The sequence below is a fragment of the Caulobacter sp. Root343 genome (genome assembly GCF_001425745.1).
GTDB lineage: Bacteria > Pseudomonadota > Alphaproteobacteria > Caulobacterales > Caulobacteraceae > Caulobacter.
The window spans coordinates 283,373-309,748 of record NZ_LMDF01000008.1 but is presented as its reverse complement, the minus strand read 5'-3'; the positions used below and the strand labels follow the sequence as shown (position 1 = coordinate 309,748).

Genomic DNA, 26,376 nt, shown 5'->3' with positions numbered 1-26,376 from the left:
CGCGCTTACGCCTCCTCTTCGACCGCCTTCTTCAGCCGGCTGAGCATCCCCGCCGCATAGGCCGCGTAGGGACCGATCCAGCGTTCGTGGATGGCATGGACGGGCAGGGCGTCCAGGTGGTTCCAGCGCTCGCGCCCACGCCGCTCGGCGACGACCAGGCCGGCCTCCTCAAGCACGGAGAGGTGCTGCATCACCGTGCAGCGGTCCAGGTCGGGGATCAGGGCGCACAGCATGCCGGTCGTGCGCGGCTCGGCCTTCAACAGGTCCAGGATCTGGCGCCGGACGCGGTGTCCCAGCGCCTTGAAGATCAGGTCCGCTTCGTCCTCGTTTGACATGTTATAAAGTTATAACATATGGTCCCTCCTAGCAAGAGTTGGGGCAGCAAGGATGGAGGTATCCATGTCGCACGAATTCACTGTCAGCGGCCGCGTCGCTAAGCCCGTGGCCGAGGTCTTCGAGGCCGTGGCCGATCCCAAGAAGCTCTCCGGCTACTTCACCACCGGCGGCGCCCAGGGGCGGTTGGAGACCGGCGTGACCGTCACCTGGGATTTCCACGACTTCCCGGGCGCCTTCCCGGTCGAGGTGGTCGAGGTCACGCCGAACGCGAAGATCGTCCTGCGCTGGGGGACGTCCGAGAAAGGCGCCGACTACCAGACCACCGTGACCATGACCTTCGAGGACCTCGGCGACGGCCGCACCCTAGTCAAGATCCACGAGGCCGGCTGGAGCGACACGCCGGCGGGCGAGAAGGCCGCGTTCGGCAATTGCGAGGGCTGGACCGGCATGCTGTGCGCGATGAAGGTGTTCGTCGAGCACGGCCTGAACCTGCGCCAGGGCTTCTACAAGTAGCCCGCCGGTCGCCGGATGCGGGCGCCCCCTACGAAGCCTCGTCGACCCGTGTTAGTCAGGGCGCTGTAGATTTTCGGGGGTAGTCCGCGTCCATGCCGTCCCAGCTTCAGTCGCCCGAGGTCCAGGCCTTCGCCACCGGCTTTCCGGTCACCCTGCTGCACGCCAGCGTGACCCTGGTCATGCTGATTCTGGGGACGGCGCTCTACGCCCTGCTGACCCCGCACAAGGAAATCACCCTGATCCGCGAAGGCAACTCCGCGGCGGCCTTGTCGCTGGGCGGGGTGATGGTGGGCCTGGCCATTCCGCTGGCCATTTCGCTGACCGCCTCGACCTCGGTGATCGAGATCATGATCTGGGGGGCGGCGACCATCGCCGTGCAGTTGCTGGTCTTCCGCGTCACCGACATGGTGCTGAAGGGTTTGCCCGAGCGCATCCACGAGGGCGAAGTCGCCGCCGCCGCCCTGCTGGTCGGCGCCAAGCTGGCGACCGCCCTGATCCTCGCCGCCGCCGTGGCCGGCTGATCGCGCCGGGCCCGGGGGCGTCCTGAGGTGCATTTTCCCAAGCTTCCCGACTGGCTGGTCTACGCCGCGGCGGTCAGCGCCCTGGTGATCGTCGCGGTCGGCCGGCAGGAGCGTTCGGACGCGCCGCCGCCGCCGCCGCCGGTGCCGGGCGAGGAGGGGCTGCCGCTGGGGCCGTCCTCGCCGTTCGACCCGTCGATCGTGGTCCAGGTGCCCGACCGACCGGAACCGGGCTCGGGCACGGCCTTCTCCGTCGGCGACGACGGCACCTGGCTGACCGCCCGCCACGTGGTCGAAGGCTGCAAGCGCGCCGCCATTGTCGTGGCCGACGGACGCGGCGTGGCCGCCACGATCCACGTCGATCCCAAGGCCGACGCGGCCATCCTGACCACCGAAGGCGGGGCGCCGGCCGTGCCGCTGGGCCTGGACCTGACCCTGCGCCGCGGCGCGCGCGCCTATCATCCGGGCTTCCCCCAAGGTCATCCGGGCGAGGCGGCTTCGCGCCTGCTGGGTCGCGAGAACCTGGTTGTCCACGGCCGGGGCGCGCGCACCGAGCCTGTCTTGGTCTGGGCCGAGGTCGGACGCACCGACACGCTGAAGGGCACCCTGGCCGGCCTGTCGGGCTCGCCGGCGCTGGACAGCGCCGGGCGGGTGATCGGGGTGACCGTGGCCGAGGCTCCGCGTCGCGGCCGCATCTATACGACCGCGCCAGAGACCCTGAAGACCCTGCTGGGCCCGCATCGCCGGCCCTCGCCGTCCGAGTTCGCGCCCAGCGAGCCGATCACCACCGAGAACTACGGCCGGGTGGCCGACGGCCTGCGCCGCGACCTGCGCGTGGCCCAGGTGGTCTGTCTGGCGGTCTAGGCCTCGGCCGTCGTCGCCACGCCCTGGGCCTTGGCGGCCGCGATCGCCTTGGCCTGCTGGTTGGCCAGCACCAGGCACAGCAGCACCGCCGGAATGCCGATCGCCGCCGAGCCCAGATAGAAGGTCGAATAGGCCTGCAGCAGGGTGCGGCCGCCGGCCTGCAGGTTCTCGACGATCTCGCCGGAGAAACCCTTGAGGATCTTGCCGCTCCAGGCCATGGCCGAGGTCATCAGAGCATACTGGGTGGCGGTGTAGCCGAGGCTGGTCAGGCTGGACATGTAGCCGATCAAGGCGATGCCCGAGATGGCGATGGCGAAGGCGTCGAAGGCCATGATGGTCTCGAACGCCGTCAAGTGCAGACCGCCCAGGCTGATCAGCGGGTAGTCTCCGCCATGCATGCCGAGCAGAGCGAACGCGCCGACGCCGATCGGCTGCAGGATCGCGCCGAGCAGCAGGGTGCGGATCACGCCCAGACGCACCGACAGCAGGCCGCCGATGGCGATGCCGGCGATGGTCACCGGCACGCCGATCGCGCCGCGCACCACGGCTATGGTCGGCTTGTCCAGGCCCAGGGCCAGGTAATACGGATTGCTCATCGGCCCGCGCATGTAGTCGCACAGGTGGTAGGTCGTGATCATCAGCAGCATCAGGATGGCGGTGCTGACCCCGTGCGCCTTGAAGAAGGCGACGAACGGCCCGGCCACCGCGTCCCAGGCGCCGGTCAGCGAGAAAGGCGGCTTGTCCTTGGCCAGGGCCTCCATGGCCTTGTCGGCCCGGGTCGGCTCCTTGGCCAGGATCGAGGCCCCGAGGCCGACCACGACCAGCGCGCCGAAGATGCCGTAGCTGAGCGCCCATCCGATGGCGGTGGCCACCAGCAGGATCAGGGCCTCGGTGGCGAACATGGCGATGCGGAAGCCCAGGCTGTAGGCGGCTGTCAGCAGGCCCAGCTCGTCGGGATCCTCGGCGATCTCGATGCGCCAGGCGTCGATCACCGTGTCCTGCATGGCGGCCATGATCCCGGTCAGCACCGCGAAACCGCCTAGCAAGGGCAGGTTATGCGGACCGGCCACGGCCATGCCGACCAGACCGACGCCGATGCCGACCTGGGTGACGATCATCCAGCCGCGCCGGCGTCCCAGGATGGCGGCCATGAACGGGGCCGGCAGGTGATCGACGATCGCGCCCCAGATGAACTTCCAGAGATAGGCCAGCCCCGCCCATGAGAGATAGCCGATCGCCTTCAGCTTGATATCGTTTTCGCTGAGCCAGAAGCCCAGGGTGTTACCGATCAGCATGAACGGCAGGCCCGACGAGAAGCCCAGGGCCAGCATCACGCCGACGCGCGGCCTACCCAATGCGCGCAGGACTTCCATCATGCCGCGCTTCTTCGTCGCCGCGATTCCCGCCATGCGTCGTCCCCGCGCGAGCGCGGGCCCCCTCCGAAATCAGGAGGCGACCTTGGCCCGCGCCGAGGTTTTCGTCCAGCCGGAGGACGCGCCGCCGGTCGTCCAGCGCTTGAGAGCATCGCGCAGGGCTTCCTGCGTGAGAGGCTTGACCAGGAAGTCGTCCATGCCGGCGGCCAGGCAGGCGCGCTTGTCCTCGTCGAAGGCGTCGGCGGTCAGGGCCGCGATCGGCGCGGCGACGCCCTTGGCGCGCAGGGCCCTGGCGGCCTCGACGCCGGACAGGCCCGGCATGCGCAGGTCCATCAGGATCAGGTCGTAGGCCCCGGCCACGGCGGCGGCCACCGCCTGTTCGCCGTCGGCGACGCGGTCGACCTTGCAGCCTTCGCGCTCCAGCAGGGTGCGGGCCAGCAGGGCGTTGATCGGATTGTCCTCGGCCAGCAGCACGCGCACCCCGTGGGCGACGGCGCCGGCGATGCGATCGTCATGGGCGGGCTCTTCGGCCGAGGCGGCGTCCTCGTGGCCATGAGCGACGCTGGCCCGCAGCACCTGGGCGACCAGGGAGGCGGCGCGCAATGGCTTGATCAGGTAGCCGCTGAAGCCAGCGGCCTTCAGACGGTCGATGCGATCGCGCTGCTCGGGCGTCAGCAGCACCACGGCCTTGCGGCCGGCCGGCGGCTTGAGCGCGCCGCGCGGACCCGCCAGGGCGGCGTCGATCAGCAGGACGGCGTCGGCAGGCGCTCCGGACAGGGCCGAGGCGATGTCGACGGCGGCGAAGGCGCGGCCGCCCGCGGCCTCGATCTGGCGCGCTGTGGCGGCGCGGACGATGGCGTTGGGCGAGGCGATGGCCACGCACCGGCCTTCCAGCGGCGCCGCCCGGAGGGCGGGGGCGGCTATTTCAAATGGCGCCTCGAACCAGAACTCGGCGCCCTGGCCCAGCTCGCCGCCGACCCCGATCTCGCCGTCCATGGCGCTGGCCAGCCGCGCGACGATGGCCAAGCCCAGGCCGGCGCCGCCGAGCTGGGTGGCGTGGGTGATGTCGGTCTGCACGAAGGCTTCGAAGATGCGGGTTCGCGCCTCGGGCGCGACACCTGGCCCGGTGTCGGCCACCGAAAAGCGGATGCGGCCGCCTTCCATGGCCGTCGCCGACAGCAGCACGCCGCCGGCTTCGGTGAACTTCACGGCGTTGCCGGCGAAGTTCAGCAGGATCTGGCGCAGGCGGCCTTCGTCGGCGCGGATGGTCGGCAGGGGCGAGGGCAGGGCCCAGGCGATCTCAACGCCCTTCTCGTGGGCGCGCGGGCTCATCAGTTCGGCGACCTGGCGCAACAGGCCCTCGATGTCCACGGGTGCGAGGCTGAGCTCGATCGAGGCCGCGCCGAGGCGGGCGAAGTGCAGCACGTCGTTGACCAGCGACAGCAGGTGGTCGCCGCTCTCGCGCAGGGCGGTGACGTACGACCGCTGCTCGGCCGTCAGCTTGGTGTTTTCCAGCAGGCGCGCCATGCCCAGCACGCCGTTCAACGGGGTGCGGAACTCGTGGCTCAAGGTGGCCAGCTGCTCGGGCGTGACGCCGGGTCGCCCATCTTTGGTTTTGGGGTCGCTCATGACCGGGGATCCTAGCCGGCGCGACTTAACGGCCGGTCAAGCCGGAAGCGTTTCCTCCCCGGGCGCGGTTGTCGTACGCCGGTGGGCCAAGGCCTCGGCGACGTGGACGCGTTTGACGCTGTCGGCGCCCTCCAGGTCGGCGATGGTGCGGGCCAGGCGCAGCACGCGAGTCCAGCCCCGGGCGCTGATCCGGCCGGCCTCGGCGGCGCGGGCCAGCAGGGCGCGGCCCGGCTCGTCCAGGCCGGCGATCTTCTCCAGGAAGGCGCCCTCGGCGCGGCCGTTCAGGCCGTCAGCCTCTTCCAGGTCCTCGGCGCGATTGAGTTGCAGAGCCCGAGCCCGGGCCACTCGCGCGGCGACCTCGGCCGAGCCCTCGGCGGGTGGCGGCAGGGACAGGTCGGCGGCGGTGACGGCGGGCATATCGACGGCCAGGTCGATGCGGTCCATCAGCGGGCCCGAGACGCGGCCCTGATAGTCCTTCTGGCAACGCGGAGCCTTGCCGCAATAGCCTCGGCCGGCGCCGCCATGGCCGCAGCGGCAGGGGTTCATCGCCGCGACCAACTGCACGCGGGCCGGATAGCGCACGTGGGCGTTGGCCCGCGCGACCATCACCTCGCCCGTCTCCAGCGGCCCGCGCAGGCTGTCCAGGGCCTGGACACCGAACTCGGGAAGCTCGTCCAGGAACAGCACGCCATTGTGGGCCAGCGAGACCTCGCCCGGCTTGGCGCGGTGGCCGCCGCCGGTCAGGGCGGCCATGCTGGCGCTGTGATGCGGCGATCGGAAGGGCCGGGCGCGGGTCAAGGTCCCCCGAGCGATCAGCCCGGCCACCGAATGGACCATCGAGGTCTCCAGCAGCTCTGTCGAGGTCAGTGGCGGCAAGAGGCCTGGCAGGCGCTGGGCCAGCATCGACTTGCCCGAGCCCGGCGGGCCGACGAACAGCAGGTTGTGGCCGCCGGCCGCGGCGATCTCGAGCGCGCGCTTGGCGTGCTCCTGGCCCTTGACGTCGCGCAGGTCCTTGGGTCGCTCGCCCTCGACGATCGGGCCTGGTGTCGGGGCCGACAGGATCTGGCTGCCCCGGAAATGGTTGATCAGCGAGACCAGCGAGCGCGGGGCCAGGATCCGCGTGCCGCCCGCCCAGGCCGCTTCCGGACCGGACGCCTCCGGGCAGATCAGGCCGAGGTCCATGGCGCCGGCCGCCATCGCCGCCGGCAAGGCCCCAGCGGCAGGCACGATGCGGCCGTCCAGCGAGAGCTCGCCCATGGCCGCCCAGCCGTCGAGCGCGTCCAGCGGGATGACGCCCAGGGCCGCCATCACCGCCAGGGCGATCGGCAAGTCGAAGTGCGTGCCCTCCTTGGGCATGTCGGCCGGGGCCAGGTTGGCGACGATGCGCTTGCCGGGCAGGGAGAGGCCCAGGCCCGCGAAGGCGCCGCGCACCCGCTCACGGCTCTCGGCGACCGCCTTGTCGGCGAGGCCGACGACCACGAAGGCGTGCTGACCCGTGGTCAGCTGCACCTCGACGTCGACGCGTCGGGCCTCGACGCCTTCGAACGCGACGGTGACAACCCTGGCGGCCATCCAAACCCCTCATGGACAATCGACTTTATCCACAAGAAGCAGCATAGCTTTGGAAATGGAGCAAGAACGAAAAACGAACGTTTCGGGAAGTCGCCGTCTTTACGCAGAGTTACCCACCGTTGCGGCGAATGTCGTCTATCCGACCCCAAAGTACAGCCGCCGCGTCGATGCCGGTAAATCGCTTCAGCTGTTGCGCGCCGGTCGGCGAGGTGACGTTGATCTCGGTCAGGTACTCGCCGATGATGTCGATGCCGACAAAGATCAGTCCACGGCGTTTTAGTTCGGGCCCGATGATCTTGCAGAGTTCGAGGTCGCGGGCGGTCAGCTCGACCGCCTCGGCGCGGCCGCCGACCCGCAGGTTGGACCGCACCTGGCCGGTGGCCGGCACGCGGTTGATGGCCCCCACCGGCTCGCCGTCGACCAGCAGGACGCGCTTGTCGCCCTTGCTGACGGCCGGGACGAATTTCTGGGCGATGACCTGCTCGCGACCGATCATGGCGTGCAGTTCCAGCAGGGCGTCGAGATTGGGGTCGTCGGCCAGCAGCCGCGCCACGCCCGAGCCGCCGCCGCCGTAGAGGGGCTTCAGCACGATGTCGCCATGGCGGGCGCGGAAATCGTAGATCGCCTCGTGGTCACTGGTGATCAGGGTCGGCGGCTGCACGCCCGGAAAATCGGTGACGAACAGCTTCTCGGGCGCGTTGCGGACCTCGGCCGGGTTGTTCACCACCAGGGTGTGGGGATGCACCTTCTCCAGGAAGTGGGTGGCGGTGATGTAGGCCATGTCGAACGGCGGATCCTGGCGCATCAAGACGACGTCGACGTCGTCCTTCATGTCCAGCAGCACGGTCTCGCCCAGCTTGGCGTGGGCGCCCTTCTCGGCGAACACCTCCAGCGGTTGGGCGCGGGCGAACACCCGGCCGTCCTCCAGCGACAGCTTGTCGGGGGTGTAGAACCACAGTTTGTGCCCGCGGTTCTGGGCCTCCATCATCATCAGGAAGGTCGTGTCGGTATCGATGTTGATCCCCAGGACGGGATCCATCTGGACGGCGACTCGCAGCGACATGGGGACTCCTGGGGTTCTGGACGCGACGGCTTAGTTAGGCGTTCTTCCGCCTTCGTCCAACCGTAGAGCGCCTAGTTCAGCCTCAACCGCATCCGTTCTCGCGCCGCCCATTCCTTAGTTGAGTCTGAGCCGCATGCGTTCGCGTGCGGCTCGAGCCGCGATGGCCTGGCCGCCGTCCAGGGTCTGGGCGCGGGAGAGAGCCTGCAGGGCGCCGGCCAGGGCGCCTTGGCCCTCGCGGGCGGCGGCGACGTCCAGCCAGGGGCGGTGGTCGTTGGGATTGAGCAGGGCGCGGCGCAGGGCCGAGCGCTCGGCGCGGGGCCAGTCCTTGGCCTGCTGGGCGCGGGCGAAGATGTTGTTCTGCAGGCGGATCAGCACGGCGCGGTCCGAGATCGGGGCCATCAGCAGCTCCAGCCGCGAAGCGACGTCGGGCATCAGGCCGGTGCGCAGGGCGCGCCGCGACAGCTCCGACGGCAGCACCACCCGGCCCTCGCTGAACGGATCGAGCGCCAGCGGACCCTCCTCGGTCTCGATGCGCAGCAGGAAGTGGCCGGGGAAGTCGACGCCGTACAGCTCCAGCCCCACCTCGCGGGCGGCGTGCAGGTAGAAGACGCCCAGAGCCACCGGCAAGCCCTTGCGGCGCTCGGCGATGGCGATGATGTCGGCGTTGTCGGGATGGTCGTAGGTCAGGACGTCGCCGGTCAGGCGCAGGTCGCCCGCCAGAGTCTCGGCCACGGCCTCTTCAGGCGACTCGGCCTCCACGCGACGGCGCAGGCGGTCGACGGCGTCATGCGCCAGGGCGACGGCCGGGGTGGTGTCGCGGCTGGGATCGTCGTGGACGGCGCAGGCCAAGGCGGCGTGGAATAGCGGGAAGGTCTCGTCCGGGGCCTCGCCGGCCTTGGTCAGGATCTCTTCGGCCTCGTCGCGCGTCATCTCACGCCCCCATCCGGAAGCCGTCTGGCCAGGCATCGGGCAGATGGCGCGGCGGCCGGCCTGGCGCCAGGGCGATCAGGTCGAGCCGCACGAGGAGGTCGCGCAGGCCGGCGCGGTGCGCGCTGAGATGGGCGGCGGCGCGGCGCAGGCGGTCGCGTTGGGTCGGCGTCACGGCGTCCAGGGCGTCCTCGATCGTGGCCCGTTGCTTGACCTCGACAACGGCCAGGACCCGTCCGCGTTGCGCCAGCAGATCGATTTCGCCGAGCGGGGTCGCGAGGCGGAAACCCAGGATCCGGTAGCCCTTGGCCATCAGCCACAGCGCCGCCAGCACCTCGGCCCGACGACCGAGCTTGCGGGCCGCGGCGCCCCGCGCCTGACGGACGCCGGCCGTCATCAGGCCTGCTCCTTCATGGCCAGTTCCTTCATGGAGAGCGCTTGGCGATAGAGATCCTTGCGCGAGAGGCCCAGGGCCTTGGCCACCTCGGAGGCGGCCTCGCCCAGCGGCAGCCGGGCCATGGCCTCGCGCAACGCGGCCTCGGCGTCGTCGGCGGTCGCGAGCTTCTCGCTGCCCGGCCCGACCAGGATGACGATCTCGCCCTTGGGGGCTTCGAAGCGCGGATCGGCGGCCAGGTCGTCCAGCGTCCCGCGTATGCAGGTCTCATAGAGCTTGGTCAGTTCACGGCAGACCGCGGCCTGCCGCGCGCCGCCGAACACGGCGGCCATGTCGGCGAGGCAGTCATCGACCCGCGAGCCGCCCTCGTAGAAGATCAGGGTGGCGCGGGTGTTGGCGAATTCTTCCAGGAAGGTCCGCCGCGCGGCGCTCTTGGGCGGCGGGAAGCCGGCGAACAGGAAGCGGTCGGTGGGCAGGCCGGCCAAGGTCAGGGCCGCCAGGACCGCCGAGGCGCCGGGGATCGGGATCACGGGATGGCCGGCGGCGATCGCCTCGCGGGCCAGGCGGTAGCCGGGGTCGGAGACCATCGGGGTGCCGGCGTCCGAGACCAGGGCCACGCGCTCGCCGGCTTCCAGCCGCGCGAGGACGCCGGGAATGGCCCGCTCGGCCACGTGCTCGTCGTGGCGCTCAAGCTTGGTGCGGATGCCGTAGGCGGCCAGCAGCTTGCCGGTGACGCGGGTGTCCTCGGCCAGCAGCACGTCACAGGCGGCCAGCACGTCCAGCGCTCGCAGGGTGATGTCGCGCAGATTGCCGATCGGCGTCGCCACCAGATAGAGGCCGGGCGCCAGGGGCGCGTCGGACAAGGCTGGCGGGGGAAGCTGGCGGCTCAAAATCACGCGTCCTTTCGCTTGCGAAGCAAATGCATATCAGGTCGCGAGCGTCCCTGTCAGCCGGTCCAGCACCAGACGCCCGGCGCGGGTCGCGCGCAATCGTTTGGCGTCGTCGGCCAGCAGACCCGCCTCGACCAGATCGCGGACTTTTGGCAGGTCGGGCGCGAGGCCCAGCGGGGTCATTTCGTCGAAGCCGACGCCGTCGTCGATGCGCAGGCCCAGGACGAGGCGCTCTTCGGCCGCTTCCTCGGGCGTCAGGATCTCGCGGTCGAAGCCGACGCCGGTTTCCGCGACGGCGGTGACGTAGTCCTTGATTCCGCGCCGGGCCACCGTCGCCGCGCGGCCTTCAGGCAGGGACAAGCGTCCGTGCGCGCCGGGGCCGGCGCCGACATAGTCGCGGCCGCGCCAGTAGACGAGGTTGTGGCGCGAGCGGGCGGCCGGACCCTTGGCGTGGTTTGAGACCTCGTACGCGTCGAAGCCGGCCGCCTCCAGCACCTCTTGCGTGGTCTCGAACAGAGTGGCGGCCAGATCCTCGTCGGGGACCTTCAGGGTTCCGCGTCCGACCGCGCGGTCGAAGGCGGTGCCGGTCTCGATGGTCAGCTGGTAGGGCGAGACGTGCTCGGGACCCATGGCGATGGCCTCGGACAGCTCGGCGCGCCACGCCGCATCGGTCTGGCCGGGGCGGGCGTAGATCAAGTCGATCGACAGGCGCGGAAAGGCCTTCGCCGCCGCAACGATCGCTCGCCGCGCGGCGCCGGCGTCGTGATTGCGGCCCAGGGCTTTCAGCGACTCGTCGTCCAGCGCCTGGACGCCCAGCGACAGCCGCTGGACCCCCGCATCCGCCAGGGCCTCGAAGCGCCCGGCCTCGGCGTCGGTGGGGTTGGCCTCGAGGCTGATCTCGAGGCCCGCGGTCGGCGACCACAGGCGCTTGGCGGTCTCGATCACCCGCGCCACTTGCGCGGGATCCATCAGCGAGGGCGTGCCGCCGCCGAAGAAGATCGACAGCAGGGCCTGGTCGCCGGTCAGCGCCCGCTGGGCTTCGAGGTCGGCGACAATGGCGTCGGCCAGCGCCGCCTGTTCGGCGGTCTTGCCCCGGTCGCGGACGACGTTGAAGTCGCAATAGGGACAGATGCGCGCGCAGTAGGGCCAATGGACGTAGACGCCCAGGCCCGTGCCCGCGCCGGCGGGGTCACTCAAACAGCGCCGCCTTCAGCTTGGCGAAGGCGCGGGCGCGATGGCTCATGGCGTCCTTGGCGGCCGACTCCATCTCGCCGAAGGTCGTCTCATGGCCCTCGGGGACGAAGATCGGATCGTAGCCGAAGCCGCGCGTTCCCCGGCCCGGGAACACCAGGGTTCCGTCGATCCGGCCCTCGACCACCACGGCTGGACCGTTCGGCCAGGCCACGGCCAAGGCCGAGGTGAACCACGCCGAGACGTCTTCCGACCCCGTCTCCTCGATCCGTTCCTCGACTTTCTTCATGGCCATGGCGAAGTCCTTGGTGGGACCAGCCCAGCGGGCGGAATAGATGCCTGGCGCGCCGTCCAGAGCCTTGACCGACAGGCCGGAGTCGTCGGCCAGGGCGGGCAGGCCGGACAGGTCGGCGGCGTGGCGGGCTTTCAGCAAGGCGTTGCCGACGAACGTGCTCTCGGTCTCGTCCGGCTCGGGCAAGCCCAGCTGGCCGGCGGTGACGATCTCGAAGCGGCCATCCAGCAGGGCGGCGATTTCCGGGACCTTGCCAGGATTGTGGGTGGCGGCCACAAGCTTCGATCCCATTTCAAGCTTCAGCGCCATTCCTCGTCTCCTGAAAGCAATCACCGCGATGCGGCTCCTTTACTCTCCAATTTCGCCCTTTGCGCGCAAGGTCCGCGTCATGGCCCTCGAAAAAGGGCTTTCGGACCTGTTCGCCCTGGAGATCGTCGCGCCGTTCCAGGACGAGAGCCTTCGCGCCCAGAACCCGCTGTGCAAGGTGCCGGCCCTGGTCCTTGAGGACGGCGAGACGGTGTTCGACTCCGGCGTGATCGCCGATTTCGTCGATGGCCTTTCCGAGCCGCGCCTGATCCCGACCGAGCAGCCGGCCCGCCGACGGGCCCTGACCCTCGAGGCCGCCGCCGACGGCATGGGTGACGCCTCGGTGTTGATCGTCCGCGAGCGGATGCGCCCCGAGGGCGAGCATCGCCCCGACCTCTTCGAGCGCCAGCAGCGCGCGGTCGACGCCGCCCTGGACCTGTTCACGACCGCCCTCGCGGACGGCGGCCTCTCGCACGACCGGTTCGAGATCGCCGAGATCGCGGTGGCGGTGCAACTGGCCTATCAGGACGTGCGCCGGGTCAGCGACTGGCGGGCGGGCCGTCCGGCGCTTTCGGACTGGTTTGAGCGGGTCGCCAAGCGGACCTCGATGGTCGCCACTCACGCCACTGTGACCTAACGGCAACTATCATTTGTCCACAGGCATCATTGCGAAAGTTTAATATCGTTTCTCGATAAACGGCATTGGCGGAACGGAAATCGTCTCCTATCTGTTGACTGTGGTGAGGGGCCGAATGACTCGGCTCCGACCACGTCTCTCAAACTGGAAACCCGATGTCCTCCGCCCGCCTGTTCAGCATCGCCGACAAGGTCGTCATGACCGTCATCACCGCCGCCCTGATCGTGGCCGTGCCGGTGTCGGCCGTGGCGTTCGTGGTGCAGACGCTCTAGGGCCAGCCGAGAGATACAAGGGGTTTTCGAGATACTCGAAACCCAAGGGCTTTGACGTCTCCTCGCGACGCGGGGCATGTTCGAGCGTCGCTGTTGGGGAGCAGCCATGCGCGCCTTGGGGCCCGGCTCCGTATCGAGTTTCCTGAAGATCATCCTCGACGTGATCTACGTCGGGCTGTGGATCTTCGTGAGCCTTCTGTCGCTGTTCACGCTGGTCGCCCTGCTGTTCAGCTTCAATCCCGAACTTCTGGCCTCGATGTTGCCGATCAGCGACGCCGTCGAGGCTGTCAGCCGCAACGGGCCGCTGTTCGCCGGCGCCCTGGCCGCCTGGGCGCTGCTGCTGGGCGGCTGGATGGTCATCGTCGAGCGGCTGCGCAAGATCTTCGCCACCCTGACCGCCGGCGACCCCTTCCATCCCGACAACGTCGTGCGCCTGCGCCTGATCGGCCTTGTGCTGGCGGGGCTGGAGGTCGGCCGCTACGTCTTCTCGGGCATGGCTCGCTGGCTCGCCCCCAAGGCCAAGGTCATCGACGACAGCTTCACGCTGACCGCCTGGTTCTCGGTGCTGGTCGTCTTCGTCCTGGCCGAGGTCTTCCGCGAGGGCGCCCGCCTTCGCCGCGAAGCCGAACTCACGATCTGATCCGGAGCGATCCCCGCATGTCCGTCCGCGTGAACCTCGACCGCGTGCTGCTGGAACGCCGCATGTCGCTGACCGAGCTCTCTGACCGGGTGGGGGTGACGATCGCCAACCTCTCGATCCTCAAGACCGGCAAGGCCAGGGCGGTGCGCTTCTCGACCCTCGACGCCCTGTGCCGCGAGCTGCAATGCCAGCCGGGCGACCTGCTGACCTTCGAATACGGTCCGGCCGACGCCCACGAGGAAGACGACGTCGAAGGCTAGTACGCCCGCCCCTTCTCGTCCTCACGCCATTTCAGGATCAGCCGGCGGTCGCGGAACTCGAACGCGTCCAGGCGCTGGAGGAAGCTCATCCCCAGCAGCGAGCCGCTCATCGGGGCCTTGTTGACCATCACCCGGAAGCCCTCGAGCTTGATCGGCCCGACCGCCAGGCTGCTGGCGTCGTAGGCGGCGCTGTAGCCCTTGCCGTTGGCGGTCTCGGCCTCATAGCCATAGTCCAGCGTGTCGACCGGGATGCCCAGGCGGCGGGCGTCGTCGGGGCTGAGCACCGTCTGGGTCGCGCCCGTATCGACCATGAACCGGACGCGCTGGCCATTGACCAGGCCGTCGACGACATAGGCGCCGTCCTCGCCCTGCGGCACGACCAGGGTGCGCTCGCCGACCTGGACCGGGGTTCCGACGTTGAAGGCCAGCTTCAGCCGCTCCGGCACGCCGGCGATCTCCGCGCGATAGGCATAGCCGAGGGCCAGGACAGCGATGATCGCGGCCCATAGGACGGCGTATTTCAGGTGCTGGCCAATGGAGCCGCGCAGGCCCCGTAGCAAGGCCGACGAGATCAGGACCACCAGGCCCAGCTGGTAGAAGATCTCGGCCTTATCATCGCTGGTTCGGACAGCCTCGGGAAAGGCGCGGGCCAGGGCCAAGGCCAGCACCGCCACGGCCGCCAACAAACCCAGCCACAGCCAAAGGCGGTGATTGATGACGGGGCCGGGCGATGGCGCGGACCGTTCCGGCTGGTCCCAGGGGCCGCGGGGCGTCGTCATGGTTCAGGCTCTCGGCTGCGGTCGGGTCAACTTCTTAGAGCTTTCGTCGACCATGGCCTACCACAGATGGTGTTGGGCCGCCGCCTAGTTGAACCGCCGCTTCTTCAGCAGGGTGGCGCGATCCATCGAGCGGATCTCGACCTCGAAGGCGTCGCCCTCGCGCAAGATCTTCAACGGCACGGTGACGCCGGCGTCGCCCAGATTCCACAGCGTCTCGTAGAACTCGGCGAGGTCGGAGACCGGCTGGTCGTCGACCGCCAGGATCAGGTCGCCCGCCCTCAGCTCGGCGCGGGCGGCCGGGCCCTTGGGCGAGATGCCGACGATCACGACATGGTTCTCCATCTCCTGGGCGAAGATCCCCAGCCACGGACGCGGCGGGTGCGGGGCCTGGCCGCGGGCCAGCTCGTCCAGGATCGGCGGCAGCAGCTCGGCCGGCACGAACATGTTGATCGGCTTGGCTTGGCCCTCCTTGTCGCGCCCTTCCAGGGTCAGGGAGCCCAGGCCGACCAGGTCGCCCTTAGGGCCGATCAGAGCCGCGCCACTCCAGTGCGGATGAGCCGGGCCGGTGATGATGGCGTCGTCCAGCAGGTATTCCCAGTAGCCGGCGAACGGCATGCGGGCCAGAACCTGTCCGGCCACGGCGTGCGCCCGGCCGCCGGCCCCGGCGGCGATGATCGGCGAGCCGGTTTCGAGGTCCTTGGCGCTGCCGATGGTGATCACCGGCAGGTCCAGCGGCTCCAGCGCCTGCACCAGGCCCAGGCCCGAGCGGACGTCCAGGCCCAGCACATGGGCCGGCAGGCGGCGGCCGTCGTTGCGGGTCAGCACGACCTCTTCGGCCTCGGTGATCAAATAGGCCATGGTCAGGACGAGGCCGCCGGGACCGACGACGACGCCGTTGCCGATGCGCTCGGTCCCCAGGATCGCGGCCGTATAGGCGTCGCCCGGCACGGTGGCTTCCAGGGCGACCATCGAGGCGAGCACATGGTCGAGGTCGAAGCGATAGGCCTCGGCCGACGGGCGCAGGCGGGCTTCGACTTCATGGCCTTCGAACGGGGTGGTCACGCGAGACTCCTAATCTTCAGGATTGGAATCTGGGACCGATACCCCGTTCGGACAAGTGGGCGCCTACCCGCCGATCGCCGCGCGCTGCAGGGCGAACAGTTCGTTGATGCCTTTTTCAGCAAGGCCGAACAGCGCTTCGAACTCTGCGCGGGTGAAGCCGCGCTTTTCGCCGGTGGCCTGGATCTCGACGATGTCGCCCACGCCGGTCAGCACGAAGTTGCTGTCGGCCTCGGCGGTGGAGTCTTCTTCATAGTCCAGGTCGAGGACCGGAACGTCGTTGAAGACGCCGCACGAGACGGCGGCGACCTGGCCGACGATCGGGTCGGTCTTCAGCACGCCTTCGTCCAGCAGGTACTTGGTGGCCAGGCGCAGGGCGACCCAAGCGCCGGTGATGGCGGCGGTGCGGGTGCCGCCGTCCGCCTGGACGACGTCGCAGTCCAAGGTGATCTGGCGCTCGCCCAGGGCCTTCAGATCGACGACGGCCCGCAGGCTGCGGCCGATCAGGCGCTGGATCTCCTGGGTGCGGCCGGTCTGCTTGCCGGCGGCGGCCTCGCGGCGGCCGCGGGTGTGGGTGGCGCGGGGCAGCATGCCATACTCGGCGGTGACCCAGCCGGCGCCCTTGTTGCGCATCCAGCCCGGGACATTCTCCTCGACCGTGGCGGTGACCAGCACCTTGGTGTGGCCGAAGCTGATAAGGCAGGATCCCTCGGCGTAGCGGTTGACGCCGGTTTCCAGCGTGACGGCGCGCAGTTGGTCGGGGGCGCGTTCGGACGGACGCATGGGAAACTCCTGGTTTCAGGGAGAAGGGGGTCTCAGGAAGAAGGGGGATATTTGAATGTGCGTGACGGGCCGCTTATCCTATTGCGAGCCGCAGTTGAAAGAGGCCGACTCCTTTTGTTCGACCACCGGGTCCCAAACGACACGCCTCGAGACAGCACGCCGCGCATGGTCCTGACCAAGTGGTTTTGAAATGACGCCACCGTTTCCAGGGCCGATCGTTCCCGCGCCGGCGCTCGGCGAGCTGGACGCCCGCGCACGCGACATCTTCCGCCGCGTCGTCGAGTCGTATCTCGAGACCGGCGAGCCGGTCGGTTCGCGCACCATCTCGCGCGGCGGGTTGGCGCTGTCGCCGGCCTCGATCCGCAACACCATGCAGGACCTGGCGCATCTGGGGCTGCTGGACGCCCCCCACACCAGCGCCGGACGGATGCCGACCCACGCGGGCCTGCGCATGTTCGTCGACGGCCTGCTGGAGGTCGGCGACATCGCCGAACAGGACAAGCGGGCCATCGAGGCGCGGCTGGCAGTCAAGGGCCGCTCGTTCGAAGAGGCCCTGTCTGAGGCCTCGTCCGTGCTGTCGGGCCTGGCCGGCGGGGCCGGCATCGTGGTCACGCCCGTCCGCGAGGGCGGCGTCAAGCACGTGGAGTTCGTGCCGCTCGGCGGCGGCCAGGTGCTGGCGGTCATGGTGTTCGAGGACGGCCAAGTCGAGAATCGGCTGATGCGCCAGGCCCCCGGGGTGACGCCCTCTGCCCTGCAGGAGGCCAGCAACTTCCTCAACGCCCGCCTGCGCGGCCGCACGCTGTCCGAGGCGCGGACCGAGATGGGCGCCGAGCTCGACATCGCGCGCCGCCAGCTGGACGAGACCGCCGCGCGCCTCGTGGAGGACGGTCTGGCCGCCTGGAGCGGCGGGGAGGGCGACGCTCGCTCGCTGATCGTGCGCGGACAGGCCAACCTGCTGGCCGACGCCCGGGCCCACGAGGACATCGACCGGGTCCGCCAGCTGTTCGACGATCTTGAGCAGAAGGGCCAGCTGATCGGCTTGCTCGACGATGTGCGCGACGCCGAGGGCGTTCGCATCTATATCGGGGCCGAAACGCGCCTGTTTTCGCTTTCGGGTTCCTCGGTGATCGCGGCGCCCTATATGACGGGGCGTCAGAAGGTGCTGGGCGCGATCGGCGTGATCGGTCCGGCGCGATTGAACTACGCCCGAGTCATTCCGTTGGTGGACTACACCGCCCGGGTGCTCGGTCGGATGATGGATGGATAAGGACTTTACGAGATGACCGACGAGCAAACGCCGGCGGAAGAGATGCCGTTCGAAGTCGACGACGCGTCGCAGGAGATCGAGGCGCTGAAGCTGGAAGTGGCCGCTCTGAAAGAGCAGGCCCTGCGCTACGCCGCCGAAGCCGAGAACACCAAGCGCCGCGCCGAGCGCGAGATGAACGACGCGCGCGCCTACGCGATCCAGAAATTCGCCCGCGACCTGCTGGGCGCGGCCGACAACCTGGCCCGCGCCACGGCCCACAGCCCGAAGGATTCGACCGACGCGGCGGTGAAGAACTTCATCATCGGCGTCGAGATGACCGAGAAGGAGCTGCAAGGCGCCTTCGAACGCAACGGCCTGAAGAAGATCGATCCGGCCAAGGGCGACAAGTTCGATCCGCACCTGCACCAGGCCGTGACCGAGCAGCCCTCGACCGAGGTCGCCGCCGGCGGCGTAGTCGCCGTGCTGCAGGCCGGCTACGAGCTGATGGGACGCCTGGTGCGTCCGGCCATGGTCGCCGTGGCGGCCAAGGGTTCGACCGGTCCGTCCACGGGTTCGGCGACCGGCGAGCAACCGGCTGGCGCCGCGAATCCCTATGCCGGAGCGACCGCCGACGGCGACAACTCGGGCGGGGCGTTCGACCAGAAGGCCTGAAGCCGGCGTTTTTGCTTTGCGAGGGGGCGTAAATGACGGGCGCGCCCCCTTTCCCCCTCCGCGCTTTGCGATAATGTCGGCGGTCCATTCTCAACGGGGGTAGCGGGCGATTCTCACTGGCCGCCCGCGCGATCTGGACCGAATTATGAAGCTTACGATCGAACGGGCGGCGCTCCTGAAGGCGCTGGGGCATGTGCAGAGCGTCGTCGAGCGCCGTAACACCATCCCGATCCTGTCGAATATCCTGCTGTCGGCGGAGGGCAGCACGCTGTCGTTCTCGGCCACCGACCTGGACATGGAGATCATCGACGAGGGCCTGGCCCAGATCGACGTGCCCGGCCAGATCACCGCCCCGGCCCACACGCTCTATGAAATCGTCCGGAAGCTGCCCGACGGCGCCGACGTCTCGCTGAGCTTCAGCGGCGACGATCCGCGCCTGGTGATCCAGGCCGGTCGCTCGCGCTTCAACCTGCCGGTGCTGCCGGCGGGCGACTTCCCGGTGATGAGCAGCGATGGCCTGTCGAACCGCATCGCGGTCGACACCAACGAGCTGATCCGCCTGATCGACAAGACCCGCTTCGCGATCTCGACCGAAGAGACGCGCTACTATCTGAACGGCCTCTATCTGCACACGGTCAACGAGGGCGGCGATACCAAGCTGCGCGCCGTGGCCACCGACGGCCACCGCCTGGCCCTGGCCGAGATGCCGGCCCCCGAGGGCGCGGCCGGCCTGCCGGGCGTCATCGTGCCGCGCAAGACCATCGCAGAAGCCCGCCGCCTGATGGAATCGGCCGGCGAGCACGTCGACGTCCAGCTGTCGCCGCAGAAGGTCCGCTTCGAGTTCGGCGCGGCCGCCCTGACCTCCAAGGTCATCGACGGCGCCTTCCCCGACTATCTGCGGGTGATCCCGCGCGACAACGCCAAGATCCTGACCCTGGACAACGACCTGTTCGCCAAGGCCGTCGATCGGGTGGCGACCATCTCGGCCGAGAAGAGCCGTTCGGTGAAGCTGGCCATCGAGCCCGGCCGCGTCACCCTGACCGTCCGCAACATGGAAGCCGGCCAGGCCGTCGAAGAGGTCGAGGTCGATTACGACGGCGAGCCCTTCGAGATCGGTTTCAACGCCCGCTACCTGCTGGACGTCTGCGGCCAGATCGCCGGTCCGCAGGCCGAGTTCCGCTTCGCCGACCCGGCCAGCCCGACCCTGGTGGTCGATCCGGTCGATCCGGGCGTGAAGTACGTGCTGATGCCGCTGCGGGTCTGATCCGCGGCCTAAGTATAAAGAGACGGGCGCCCTGGAGCGCGATCGCGCTCCAAGTGCGTGAAGATAGAGCCTGCTTATCTGGTTTAGATGGCTGCATCTAAACCAGACAGGCTCTACGCGCCCGTTTTGCTTTGGGGGCCACGTCGATGAAGAAGCTGCTCGCTGCCTCGGCCGCTGTCCTGGTTCTGGCCGCCGCCGTTCCCGTGCTCGCCCAGTCGGTGGAGCGTCGCGAGATCGGCAATCAGATCCTGGAGAACGTGCCGGTCGCGCCGCCCGCGATCCGCGAGAGCCTGGCCCGCTACCAGAACGCCCGCTCGGCCGCCTTCGACGACTGGGCAGCTGGCGGCGGCATGATCATCGCCACGCGGTTCGGCAACACCAACCAGCTGCATGTGGTCGCCGCGCCCGGCGCGGACCGCAGTCAGATCACCTTCTACGACGAGCCCGTCTCCAGCGCCCACACCCTGCCCGACGGCAAGATCCTGTTCTCCAAGGACACCGGCGGCGACGAGTGGTTCCAGCTGTTCGTCCGCGACGCCGACGGCAAGGTCGTCCAGCTGACGCAGCCCGGTACGCGCAACCAGTCGCCGGCCTGGTCCAAGGACGGTTCGGTCCTGGTCTGGTCGCGGGCGGTGAAGGGCTCCGCCGACTACGACGTGCTGATGCGCGATCCGGCCGCGCCGGATGGGACCAAGGTGATCTACAAAGGTCAGGGTCAGGTCTCGCCGATCGCGGTGTCGCCCGACGGCAAGGCGGTGCTGCTGGGCCGCTACCTCTCGATCAACGAGTCCCGATACTGGCTGCTCGACGTCGCCACCGGCAAGCTGACCGAACTCAGTCCGGGCAAGAAGGTCGCCTATTCGGGCGGGATCTTCACACCGGACGGCAAGAGCATCCTGACGCTTTCCGACGAGGGTTCGGACTTCGCGCGCCTGGTCCAGATCGACCTGGCCACTGGCGCTAAGCTTAGCCTTTCGGGTGAGCGTCCGTGGGATGTCGAGGACTTCGCCTTGTCCGACGATGGCCGGATCCTGGCCTATGTCGTCAACGAGGACGGCTATTCGAAACTGGTGGTCCAGGACTTCCGGACACGCCGGGCCCTGCCGCAGCCGGAACTGCCGGCGGGCGTGGTGTCCGACATCGCCTTTTCGCCTGACGGCTCCAAGCTGGGCTTCAGCCTGGCGACGCCGACGGCCGCGAGCGACGCCTGGAGCTGGGGCGTGACCGACGCCAAGCTGGAGCGCTGGACGGCCTCGGAGCTGGGCGGCCTCGACGCCAAGGCGCTGACGGCGCCCGAACTGGTCCGCTTCCCGTCGTTCGACAAGCGCTCGATCCCGGCCTTCGTCTACAAGCCCAAGCGAGCGGCAGGCGCGAGAGCGCCGGTGATCATCGACATTCACGGCGGGCCGGAAGGTCAGTCGCGGCCGACCTTCAACGCCTTCCACCAGCATACGGTCGCCGAGCTGGGCGCCGCGGTGATCGTCACCAATGTCCGAGGCTCGACCGGCTACGGCAAGACCTACCTGAACCTCGACAACGCCGAGAAGCGCGAAGACTCGGTCAAGGACATCGGCGCGCTGCTGGACTGGATCAAAACTCAGCCCGACCTCGATTCGAACCGGGTGGTGGTCTACGGCCAGTCGTACGGCGGCTACATGTCGCTGGCGGTGATGACCCGCTATTCCGACCGGCTGGCTGGCGGGATCGAGCGGTACGGCATCAGCAACTTCGTCTCGTTCCTGCAGAACACCGAAGCTTATCGCCGCGACCTGCGCCGGGCCGAGTATGGCGACGAGCGGGACCCGAAGATGCTGAAGGCCTTCGAAACGATCTCGCCGATGAACAATGTGAGCAAGATCACCAAGCCGATGCTGGTCATGCAGGGCTGGAACGATCCGCGTGTCCCCAAGTCCGAGTCCGACCAGGTCGTCGCCAAGCTGCGCGGCCAAGGCGTCGAGACCTGGTACGTGCAGTTCAAGGACGAGGGGCACGGCTTCCTGAAGAAGGCCAACAACGATCGCCGCCGCGAGGTCGAGACCCAGTTCCTGCGCAAGGTGCTGGGCCTGGACGGCGCGAAATAGCGCCTCGCGCCAAGCTTAGCCTTTGCGCTTACCGTCCGCGTCGCATCGACGACCTCGTGGAACATCGCCTGCCGGCCGTGAAACGCGCGGAAAGGTTGAATATTAGCTGAGCTGTTGCGCTAAGCATGGCCGTGACCCATGCTTAGCCACATGGATCAGCAATCCGCGCCCCTCGATGACGTCTTCCAGGCCCTGGCCGATCCGACCCGGCGGGCGATCCTGAGTCGACTGGGCGCGGGGCCGGCGAGCGTCGGCGAACTGGCCGCGCCGTTCGACATGGCGCTGACCTCGCTGATGAAGCACTTGAAGATCCTGGAGCGCGGCGGCTGGATCACGACCTCCAAACAGGGCCGGGTGCGGACGTGTGCGATCCAGACGCAGCGCTTCGCCGAGGTGGGGGCCTGGCTCTACGGCTATCGGGGGCTCTGGGAGGCCTGACGTCGCGTCATATTGCGGATGCTCATAAGCGCGCTAAGGTCCGTTTCATAAAAAGACGGGAGGCGGCTATGGCCAGGGTGAACTACGTGACGGTCGGATCGAACGATCTGGAGAAGGCCAAGGTGTTCTACGACGGGCTGCTGGGCTCGATCGGGATGAGGCCGCTGTTCGAGCATCCCTCGGGTGGTCGGCTGTACCGTGGCGACGGCTGTATGTTCGGGGTGCTGGGCCCCTATGACGGCAACCCGGCCTGCATCGGCAATGGCATGATGGGCGGTTTCGCCTTCGAAACCGTCGAAGAGGTCGACGCCTTCCACGCCAAGGCCCTCGAACTGGGTGGGACGGACGAGGGTCAGCCCGGCGCCCGGATGCCCAAGGCCTATTTCGCCTATTTCCGCGACCTCGATGGCAACAAGCTCTGCGGCTACAAGCTGGGCTGATCTCCGCTTCCAAGCTTCGCCATGCTCTTGCCACACAACGCGCATCAGCATGACGCCCGGCGTAGCCTATATGCGGCGCAAGTCTCCGGAGGGCCATTCCGAGGCGGGGCCCGCTCCAGCGTCCTCTTGGAGCGGGCGTCTCGGCGCCCCCTGGATTCGCCCTAGTAGCCCTGGGCGGCGACACCCCTTATGAACGCCCCATGGCGTCGGCCGCACTGCTTTCCCTGACCCTGACGGACTTCCGCTCCTACGAGCGCGCCCGCCTCGAGACCGAGGGGCGCAGCGTCTATCTGTTCGGAGCCAACGGCGCCGGAAAGACCAATCTTCTCGAGGCCATAAGCCTGCTCAGCCCCGGAAAGGGCTTGCGTGGGGCCAGCCTGGCCGAGGTCGGTCGCCGCCTGCCCGGCGAGGCGGCCGGCCGCGCCTGGGCGGTGGCCGCCGAGGTCGAATCCGGATCGGACGCGCCGGTGCGGATCGGCACGGGCGTCGAGCAGGGCGGGGCCGCCCGCCGCGCCGTGCGGCTGGACGGCGAGACCGTGCCGCCGGGGCGCCTGGCCGACCACGTCCGCCCCATCTGGCTGACTCCCGCTCAGGACCGCCTGTTCCTGGAAGCGGCCTCGGAGCGCCGGCGGTTCTTCGATCGCCTGGTTTTCGCCGGTGAACCGGCCCACGCAGCCAACGCCAACGCCTATGACAAGGCCCAACGCGAGCGGATGCGCCTGCTGACCGACGCGGCCGAGACCGGCGCGCCGGCCGATCCCGTATGGCTGACGGCGCTGGAGGCTCGCCTGGCCGAATTCGGAGCGCTGCTGGCCCAGGCCCGCGCCCGCACCCTTTCGGCCCTCCAGGCCGAAATAAACAGCCGTGGCGACCGGCCTTTTCCCCAGGCGCGCCTGACCTTGACCGGCGAGTGGGAGAAAATGGCCCTGGACGGCGCGCCGTTCGCCGAAATCGAGCTGAAATTGGCCCAAGGCCTGGCCGCCGCGCGCGGCCGCGACGGGGCCGCCGGGCGGGCCTTGACCGGTCCGCATCGCGGCGATCTGGCCATCTTTCACGTCGAGAAGGACCGTCCGGCGGCGGAATGCTCGACCGGGGAGCAGAAAGCCCTGATTTTGAACCTCGTTCTGGCCCAGGCGGCGCGACTTTCGCGTGCGGAATCCGCGCCGAATCCTGTAATATTGCTCGACGAAGTCGCCGCGCATCTCGATCTTACGAGACGAGCCGCATTGGCCGACGAACTCACGGCGCTCAAGCTCCAGGCCTTCCTCACCGGCACGGACGAGTCGCTGTTCGACCATCTCAAGGGTCGGGCGCTCGGCGTTCGCGTGTGCGACGCCGGCCTCACCCCTCAATAGGCCTGGCCCCGTTGGCCTGACCGCCCTGGAAGACGAATGACCGAGAACACCGAAGACCAAGTTCCCGAAGTGTCGCCCGAAATGACCACCGAGGAAGCCGCCGCCCAGTACGGCGCGGACTCGATCAAGGTGCTGAAGGGCTTGGACGCCGTCCGCAAGCGTCCCGGCATGTACATCGGCGACACCGACGACGGTTCGGGCCTGCACCACATGGTCTACGAGGTGGTCGACAACGCCATCGACGAGGCCCTGGCCGGCCACGCCACCAAGGTCCAGGTGATCTTGAACGCCGACGGCTCGGTGACGGTCACCGACGACGGCCGCGGTATCCCGACCGATATCCACGAGGGCGAAGGCGTCTCGGCGGCCGAGGTCATCATGACCCAGCTGCACGCGGGCGGTAAGTTCGACCAGAACAGCTACAAGGTTTCGGGCGGCCTGCACGGTGTGGGCGTCTCGGTCGTCAACGCCTTGTCGGACTGGCTGGAGCTCAAGATCCACCGCGGCGGCAAGGCTCACCAGATGCGCTTCGAGCGCGGCGACGCGGTGACCTCGCTGAAGGTCACGGGCGACTCGCCGGTGCGTGAGGACGGCCCCAAGGCCGGCGAGACGCTGTCGGGCACGGAAGTGACCTTCTTCCCGTCGCGCGACACCTTCGCGTTCATCGAATTCGACCGGAAGACCCTGGAGCACCGCCTGCGCGAGCTGGCGTTCCTGAACTCGGGCGTGACGATCTGGTTCAGGGATCTTCGCGACGCCGAGCCGTGGGAAGAAAAGCTGCATTACGACGGCGGCATCGAGGCCTTCGTCCGCCACCTGGACAAGGTCAAGACCCCGCTTCTGAAGACCCCAATCGTGGTGCGCGGCGTCAAGGACAAGGTCGAGGTCGACCTCGCCATGTGGTGGAACGACAGCTACCACGAGCAGATGCTGTGCTTCACCAACAACATCCCGCAGCGGGATGGGGGCACGCACTTGTCGGCGTTCCGGGGCGCTCTGACGCGCATCATCACGGGCTACGCCGAGAGCTCGGGCATCACGAAAAAGGAAAAGGTCAGCGTCGGCGGCGAAGACGCCCGCGAAGGCCTGACCTGCGTGTTGTCGGTCAAGGTTCCGGATCCCAAGTTCAGCTCGCAGACCAAGGACAAGCTGGTCTCGTCGGAAGTGCGCCCGGCCGTCGAAGGCCTTGTGCAGGAAGGGTTGGCGACCTGGTTCGAGGAGCATCCGAACGAGGCGCGGCAGATCGTCAGCAAGATCGCCGAGGCCGCCGCGGCCCGCGAAGCCGCGCGCAAGGCGCGTGAACTGACCCGCCGCAAGAGCGCGCTCGACATCACCAGCCTGCCCGGCAAGCTGGCCGACTGTTCCGAGCGCGACCCGGCCAAGTCCGAGATCTTCATCGTCGAGGGCGACAGCGCCGGCGGCTCGGCCAAACAGGCCCGCAACCGTGACAACCAGGCCGTTCTGCCGCTGCGCGGCAAAATCCTGAACGTCGAGCGGGCTAGGTTCGACAAGATGCTGTCGTCCGACCAGATCGGCACGCTGATCACGGCCCTGGGGGCGGGCATCGGCCGCGACGACTTCAACCCGGACAAGGTTCGCTACCACAAGATCGTGCTGATGACCGACGCCGACGTCGACGGCGCCCACATCCGCACCCTGCTGCTGACCTTCTTCTACCGGCAGATGCCCGAGCTGATCGAGCGCGGCTACATCTACATCGCCCAGCCGCCGCTCTACAAAGCCGCCAAGGGCAAGTCCTCGCGCTACCTGAAGGACGACAGCGAGATGGACGCCTTCCTGATCGACGAGGGCGTCGAGGGGGCCGAACTGGACCTGCCCTCGGGCGAGCGTCGCACCGGCCACGATCTGTTGGCCCTGGTGCAGCTGTGCCGCCAGGCCAAGGGCAATATCGACCGCCTGGCCGCCCGCGCCCCGTCCTTCGCCGTCGAGCAATCGGCTCTGGCCGGTCTGCTGGGCGACGCGCCCGACATCGCCGCCGCGGCCGCCCGACTGGACCTCTATGCCGAGGAAGGCGACGGCCCGTGGACCGGCGAGCGCGGCGACACGGCCTATGTGTTCAAGCGCGTCCGGCGCGGGGTCACCGAAAGCGTGGTGCTGGACGATGGCCTGCTGCACGCCGCAGACGCCCGTCGCCTGGCCGAGCGGGCCGGGGCGCTCGCCGAAATCTTCTCGGGCCGGGCCGTGTTCCGCCGCAAGGACAAGTCGACCACGGTTCGGGGCCCGATGGATCTGGTCGCCGCGGTGATGGACGCGGGGCGCAAGGGCCTGACGATCCAGCGCTACAAGGGCCTGGGCGAGATGAATCCCGACCAGCTGTGGGAGACCACGCTGGACGTCGAGGCTCGCACCCTGCTGCAGGTGCGGGTGAATCACGCCGACGACGCCGACGAGATGTTCAGTCGTCTGATGGGCGATCTGGTCGAACCGCGCCGCGAATTCATCCAGGAAAACGCGCTCGACGCCGAAGTCGACGTCTAGCAACACGTTCGAAACGCCTGTTTCTTAAGCGCCGGGCGCCCTTTTCGGGGGCGTTCCGGCGCTTTTTCGTCGTGGAAGGCCCT

28 protein-coding genes are annotated in these 26,376 nt (G+C 68.7%); 15 read left to right on the top strand and 13 right to left on the bottom strand.

What is annotated here, in order from left to right; genetic code table 11:
• Positions 1 to 5: 5 nt before the first annotated feature.
• The gene (locus ASC70_RS19785) at positions 6 to 335 is read right to left on the bottom strand and encodes a helix-turn-helix transcriptional regulator (protein ID WP_056053583.1); all 330 of its coding nucleotides are present in this window, start codon (positions 333 to 335) and stop codon (positions 6 to 8) included.
• Between the two features lie 64 nt (positions 336 to 399).
• Here ASC70_RS19785 and ASC70_RS19780 point away from each other — a divergent pair, with 64 nt between their 5' ends.
• The 3 genes from ASC70_RS19780 (at position 400) to ASC70_RS19770 (ending at position 2,231) form a co-directional block, all read left to right on the top strand.
• The gene (locus tag ASC70_RS19780) at positions 400 to 849 is read left to right on the top strand and encodes an SRPBCC family protein (RefSeq protein WP_056053582.1); all 450 of its coding nucleotides are present in this window, start codon (positions 400 to 402) and stop codon (positions 847 to 849) included.
• Between the two features lie 92 nt (positions 850 to 941).
• Positions 942 to 1,370, top strand: coding sequence for a DUF350 domain-containing protein (locus ASC70_RS19775; RefSeq protein ID WP_047413657.1), 429 nt, complete (start codon positions 942 to 944; stop codon positions 1,368 to 1,370).
• A 27-nt stretch (positions 1,371 to 1,397) separates the two neighbouring features.
• Complete coding sequence (locus ASC70_RS19770) at positions 1,398 to 2,231, top strand: serine protease (RefSeq protein WP_047413656.1); 834 nt, start codon at positions 1,398 to 1,400, stop codon at positions 2,229 to 2,231.
• On the opposite strand, the gene ASC70_RS19765 is transcribed toward ASC70_RS19770, so the two are convergent.
• From ASC70_RS19765 to rdgB, 9 genes are all read right to left on the bottom strand, one after another.
• Positions 2,228 to 3,640, bottom strand: coding sequence for a muropeptide MFS transporter (locus ASC70_RS19765; protein ID WP_047413655.1), 1,413 nt, complete (start codon positions 3,638 to 3,640; stop codon positions 2,228 to 2,230). The two genes, ASC70_RS19770 and ASC70_RS19765, sit on opposite strands and share 4 nt — an antisense overlap.
• Positions 3,641 to 3,676: 36 nt before the next feature.
• On the bottom strand, positions 3,677 to 5,233 hold the full coding sequence (locus tag ASC70_RS19760) for a response regulator (RefSeq protein WP_056053581.1): 1,557 nt from the start codon (positions 5,231 to 5,233) through the stop codon (positions 3,677 to 3,679).
• 36 nt (positions 5,234 to 5,269) lie between these two features.
• Positions 5,270 to 6,805, bottom strand: coding sequence for a YifB family Mg chelatase-like AAA ATPase (locus ASC70_RS19755; RefSeq protein WP_056053580.1), 1,536 nt, complete (start codon positions 6,803 to 6,805; stop codon positions 5,270 to 5,272).
• Between the two features lie 109 nt (positions 6,806 to 6,914).
• A complete protein-coding gene (gshB, locus tag ASC70_RS19750; protein WP_056053579.1) occupies positions 6,915 to 7,868 on the bottom strand; it encodes a glutathione synthase in 954 nt (317 codons plus the stop codon).
• Positions 7,869 to 7,982: 114 nt separating this feature from the next.
• Positions 7,983 to 8,798 carry a SirB1 family protein gene (locus ASC70_RS19745; protein WP_056053577.1) on the bottom strand — a complete coding sequence of 272 codons (816 nt, stop codon included), beginning with the start codon at positions 8,796 to 8,798 and terminating at the stop codon, positions 7,983 to 7,985.
• 1 nt (position 8,799) lies between these two features.
• The gene (locus ASC70_RS19740; RefSeq protein ID WP_056053575.1) at positions 8,800 to 9,192 is read right to left on the bottom strand and encodes a YraN family protein; all 393 of its coding nucleotides are present in this window, start codon (positions 9,190 to 9,192) and stop codon (positions 8,800 to 8,802) included.
• Positions 9,192 to 10,079, bottom strand: coding sequence for a 16S rRNA (cytidine(1402)-2'-O)-methyltransferase (gene rsmI, locus ASC70_RS19735; RefSeq protein WP_056053727.1), 888 nt, complete (start codon positions 10,077 to 10,079; stop codon positions 9,192 to 9,194). The genes ASC70_RS19740 and rsmI overlap by 1 nt, the downstream gene beginning before the upstream one ends.
• Before the next feature lie 36 nt (positions 10,080 to 10,115).
• Positions 10,116 to 11,246 (bottom strand): radical SAM family heme chaperone HemW, encoded by a 1,131-nt coding sequence (gene hemW / locus ASC70_RS19730; RefSeq protein ID WP_156396270.1) that lies wholly within the window; start codon positions 11,244 to 11,246, stop codon positions 10,116 to 10,118.
• A gap of 22 nt (positions 11,247 to 11,268) precedes the next feature.
• Positions 11,269 to 11,871, bottom strand: coding sequence for an RdgB/HAM1 family non-canonical purine NTP pyrophosphatase (rdgB, locus tag ASC70_RS19725; protein WP_056053568.1), 603 nt, complete (start codon positions 11,869 to 11,871; stop codon positions 11,269 to 11,271).
• Positions 11,872 to 11,899: 28 nt separating this feature from the next.
• On the opposite strand from rdgB, the gene ASC70_RS19720 reads away from it, so the two are divergent.
• The 4 genes from ASC70_RS19720 (at position 11,900) to ASC70_RS19710 (ending at position 13,677) form a co-directional block, all read left to right on the top strand.
• Positions 11,900 to 12,505 (top strand): glutathione S-transferase N-terminal domain-containing protein, encoded by a 606-nt coding sequence (locus tag ASC70_RS19720; RefSeq protein WP_056053565.1) that lies wholly within the window; start codon positions 11,900 to 11,902, stop codon positions 12,503 to 12,505.
• 155 nt (positions 12,506 to 12,660) lie between these two features.
• Entirely contained in the window at positions 12,661 to 12,777 is a 117-nt protein-coding gene (locus ASC70_RS24615; RefSeq protein WP_082009456.1) for a hypothetical protein, read from the top strand.
• A gap of 106 nt (positions 12,778 to 12,883) precedes the next feature.
• Positions 12,884 to 13,417, top strand: coding sequence for a DUF2975 domain-containing protein (locus tag ASC70_RS19715; protein WP_047413646.1), 534 nt, complete (start codon positions 12,884 to 12,886; stop codon positions 13,415 to 13,417).
• Positions 13,418 to 13,434: 17 nt separating this feature from the next.
• Positions 13,435 to 13,677, top strand: coding sequence for a helix-turn-helix transcriptional regulator (locus tag ASC70_RS19710; RefSeq protein WP_056053562.1), 243 nt, complete (start codon positions 13,435 to 13,437; stop codon positions 13,675 to 13,677).
• On the opposite strand, the gene ASC70_RS19705 is transcribed toward ASC70_RS19710, so the two are convergent.
• The 3 genes from ASC70_RS19705 to rph form a co-directional block, all read right to left on the bottom strand.
• Positions 13,674 to 14,456 (bottom strand): TIGR02281 family clan AA aspartic protease, encoded by a 783-nt coding sequence (locus ASC70_RS19705; RefSeq protein WP_056053560.1) that lies wholly within the window; start codon positions 14,454 to 14,456, stop codon positions 13,674 to 13,676. The genes ASC70_RS19710 and ASC70_RS19705 overlap by 4 nt on opposite strands.
• A gap of 84 nt (positions 14,457 to 14,540) precedes the next feature.
• The gene (locus ASC70_RS19700) at positions 14,541 to 15,518 is read right to left on the bottom strand and encodes a S1C family serine protease (RefSeq protein ID WP_056053557.1); all 978 of its coding nucleotides are present in this window, start codon (positions 15,516 to 15,518) and stop codon (positions 14,541 to 14,543) included.
• 63 nt (positions 15,519 to 15,581) lie between these two features.
• On the bottom strand, positions 15,582 to 16,298 hold the full coding sequence (rph, locus tag ASC70_RS19695) for a ribonuclease PH (protein WP_056053554.1): 717 nt from the start codon (positions 16,296 to 16,298) through the stop codon (positions 15,582 to 15,584).
• A gap of 190 nt (positions 16,299 to 16,488) precedes the next feature.
• Here rph and hrcA point away from each other — a divergent pair, with 190 nt between their 5' ends.
• The 8 genes from hrcA (at position 16,489) to gyrB (ending at position 26,293) form a co-directional block, all read left to right on the top strand.
• Positions 16,489 to 17,565, top strand: a complete 1,077-nt coding sequence (hrcA, locus tag ASC70_RS19690) for a heat-inducible transcriptional repressor HrcA (protein ID WP_056053551.1) — start codon at positions 16,489 to 16,491, stop codon at positions 17,563 to 17,565.
• Positions 17,566 to 17,577: 12 nt separating this feature from the next.
• Entirely contained in the window at positions 17,578 to 18,216 is a 639-nt protein-coding gene (grpE, locus tag ASC70_RS19685; protein ID WP_056053549.1) for a nucleotide exchange factor GrpE, read from the top strand.
• 145 nt (positions 18,217 to 18,361) lie between these two features.
• Positions 18,362 to 19,480, top strand: a complete 1,119-nt coding sequence (gene dnaN, locus ASC70_RS19680) for a DNA polymerase III subunit beta (RefSeq protein ID WP_056053546.1) — start codon at positions 18,362 to 18,364, stop codon at positions 19,478 to 19,480.
• 146 nt (positions 19,481 to 19,626) lie between these two features.
• The gene (locus tag ASC70_RS19675) at positions 19,627 to 21,561 is read left to right on the top strand and encodes a S9 family peptidase (RefSeq protein WP_056053544.1); all 1,935 of its coding nucleotides are present in this window, start codon (positions 19,627 to 19,629) and stop codon (positions 21,559 to 21,561) included.
• Positions 21,562 to 21,711: 150 nt separating this feature from the next.
• Positions 21,712 to 21,999: a helix-turn-helix transcriptional regulator gene (locus tag ASC70_RS19670; RefSeq protein WP_056053541.1), complete on the top strand. Its 288-nt coding sequence runs from the start codon at positions 21,712 to 21,714 to the stop codon at positions 21,997 to 21,999.
• A gap of 68 nt (positions 22,000 to 22,067) precedes the next feature.
• Positions 22,068 to 22,439: a VOC family protein gene (locus ASC70_RS19665; RefSeq protein WP_056053537.1), complete on the top strand. Its 372-nt coding sequence runs from the start codon at positions 22,068 to 22,070 to the stop codon at positions 22,437 to 22,439.
• A gap of 200 nt (positions 22,440 to 22,639) precedes the next feature.
• Positions 22,640 to 23,794, top strand: coding sequence for a DNA replication/repair protein RecF (recF, locus tag ASC70_RS19660; RefSeq protein WP_056053534.1), 1,155 nt, complete (start codon positions 22,640 to 22,642; stop codon positions 23,792 to 23,794).
• Positions 23,795 to 23,830: 36 nt separating this feature from the next.
• On the top strand, positions 23,831 to 26,293 hold the full coding sequence (gene gyrB, locus ASC70_RS19655; protein WP_162247245.1) for a DNA topoisomerase (ATP-hydrolyzing) subunit B: 2,463 nt from the start codon (positions 23,831 to 23,833) through the stop codon (positions 26,291 to 26,293).
• Positions 26,294 to 26,376 lie beyond the last annotated feature (83 nt).